3 protein-coding genes are annotated in these 2,181 nt (G+C 42.1%); 2 read left to right on the top strand and 1 reads right to left on the bottom strand.

The genetic code is table 11. From position 1 onward, the window contains the following. Positions 1 to 448, top strand: a 448-nt coding sequence (locus tag B7C60_RS06680; protein ID WP_245868734.1) for an MltR family transcriptional regulator, incomplete at its 5' end; no start/stop codon positions are given. Between the two features lie 230 nt (positions 449 to 678). Beyond that, positions 679 to 1,425, top strand: a complete 747-nt coding sequence (locus tag B7C60_RS06675; RefSeq protein WP_099610983.1) for a potassium channel family protein — start codon at positions 679 to 681, stop codon at positions 1,423 to 1,425. A 46-nt stretch (positions 1,426 to 1,471) separates the two neighbouring features. Here the strand turns inward: B7C60_RS06675 and B7C60_RS06670 are convergent. Further along, a partial coding sequence (locus B7C60_RS06670) for a lipoyl protein ligase domain-containing protein (protein ID WP_245868733.1) occupies positions 1,472 to 2,181 on the bottom strand: 710 nt, incomplete at its 5' end.

Genomic DNA, 2,181 nt, shown 5'->3' with positions numbered 1-2,181 from the left:
CGAGGTGTTAGCTCAAGCCATTGATACACTGATACAACGTATTTTTCGCAAAGATAATTTTGCCGTCCAATCGGTCGTTGGGCCACTACTAGACGATACCGGCCCGCTAGGCAATTTGTCCGTTCGTTTAAAATTATTGTATGGTTTAGGGGTTATTGCTGATGATGTTTATCACGATATTGAAACCATCATTAAATTGCGCAATCAACTCAATAGTGATGGAGCTGAGTATCTTTTTACGGATAGCAAAATCCTTGCTGCAATTGAAGCACTTCATCTTGTACAAAACATGGGCCTATTGCAGCTCAATCCCCCGGAGCCTGATGAGGACATCGACCTAGAATTTTATCATTTACACCTCCAGCGACAACAACAAGTGATTCGCTCCGGGCTATCCCTTGCTATTATTGAAATTTGCAATGAGTTAAATAAAGAGAGTCCATTTTAAGTCTCTTTTTCCTGATTGATTTAATATCAATAGTGATAGCCTGAGCAGTTTCGAACCCAAAAACTATCGATGTGATTAGCATGCAACAATTAAACCTCGAGATAAGCCAGTCAAGACTTTCAGGCGATGATTAGATATCGATTGCAGATGGTTATCGCTACCATGGCGGATCATATACGAGCAGGGTATAGTGATCGGCAGCCCCTTTTCTAACATGATCAAATTGTCATATGAACCATCAACAACGAAGTCAATTACTGAACGCCTTTGAGCATAAAACCGAAGTACCTATGCTCATCCTTTCATTGATTTATGTCCTCTTAGCTTTAGTCCCAGATCTTGCTCAATTGGATGAACAAGAACGTCACTTTATTAACCAATTGATCTGGCTAGTGTGGGGCATTTTTGCCACGGAGCTGGGCATCAAAGTATTACTAAGCACCCACCGCTGGAGCTATTTGATTCAACATTGGCAAGATGTCTTGATTGTTGCTATGCCTTTTCTTAGACCATTACGCTTTTTACGTATCCTTTTTATTTTGCCTAAGACATGGCGTCAAACCAAAGCCGTATTACGTCAAAAAACGTTTAGCTTTATTGGTTTAACCAGTTTACTAACGGTCATCTTAAGTTCTGCTTTTGTTTATTTGGTCGAAAGAGGCAGCTCAAGCCCGATAGAAAGTTACGGTGATGCACTATGGTGGGCAATGACCACCATTACTACCGTTGGATATGGTGATATGTATCCGGTGACCTCCTTTGGCCGAGGGGTCGCTGTTTTTTTAATGTTAACCGGAATCACTCTTTTTGGTTTACTTACCGCCAGTGTGGCCTCTTTTTTTGTCGATGATAATCAACAAAGTCGGCAGCATGAAAAACAGCCGGATAGCTCTTCCATTCCTCGTCGCACTTTTCATCTGGCCCGTTTTCGGTATCAACTCAAAGAAAAGCAGCGCCGCCGACACAAACGCAAATAAACTTCGCGAGCTTGAACTCAGACTTACAGTTCGGTTAATAACAACATTAATCTATCTGCTGAATAAACCATTGAGAAAATGCCTGTAATTCTAACGCGAATTGAGGCATTTTTTCACATAGTGGTGCTAGGCTCTGAGTGATTGCCTGTTTGTTATAAGTCACCCCCTTCAATTGTTGTGCTATTTTCTCCATTGGATAAGGCTCTAACATATCACTAAATAGTGTCGCGTATTGGATTGTTCCTTGTTCAACCGTTAAATACACATCAACACCGCCCCAAGAAAAACGTTCATCCATACGATGCGTAAAAGGCGGAGTCTGCCCAAAGTTCCACTGCCAACTACGCTGTTTAGCAAATTTTTCCTCAAAATCCGGCAAGTCAGCAAAATGCTCTGGAGAAATCCATTCTGGTGTCACCATTTGTTGGTAATGCTCAAGATAAGCTTGCATGATAGCTTCACATACTTGCTGATGATGAATATCTGCCTTGACAGTATTAAGGTTAATGACTCGAGATTTTACCGACGTGATCCCTTTTGCTTGCAGCTTTTTCGGATCTGGGTTGAGGTAATCAGCCAACCGGCTCATATCCGCACTGAGTAATAAAGTACCGTGGTGAAAACCGCGATCCACAGTTTCTCGGTAAGCCGAACCTGAAAACTTGCGTAGGCCTTGTTCATCTTCCAGCACTAAATCATTTCGACCATTAGCCACTCCCGCAATGCCAAGCTTACTGAGCCCAGTTAACACAATTT

The sequence above is a fragment of the Vibrio fujianensis genome, from assembly GCF_002749895.1.
Lineage (GTDB): Bacteria > Pseudomonadota > Gammaproteobacteria > Enterobacterales > Vibrionaceae > Vibrio > Vibrio fujianensis.
Note: the sequence above shows the minus strand (reverse complement) of the source record. Positions and strands in the feature narration are given on the sequence as shown.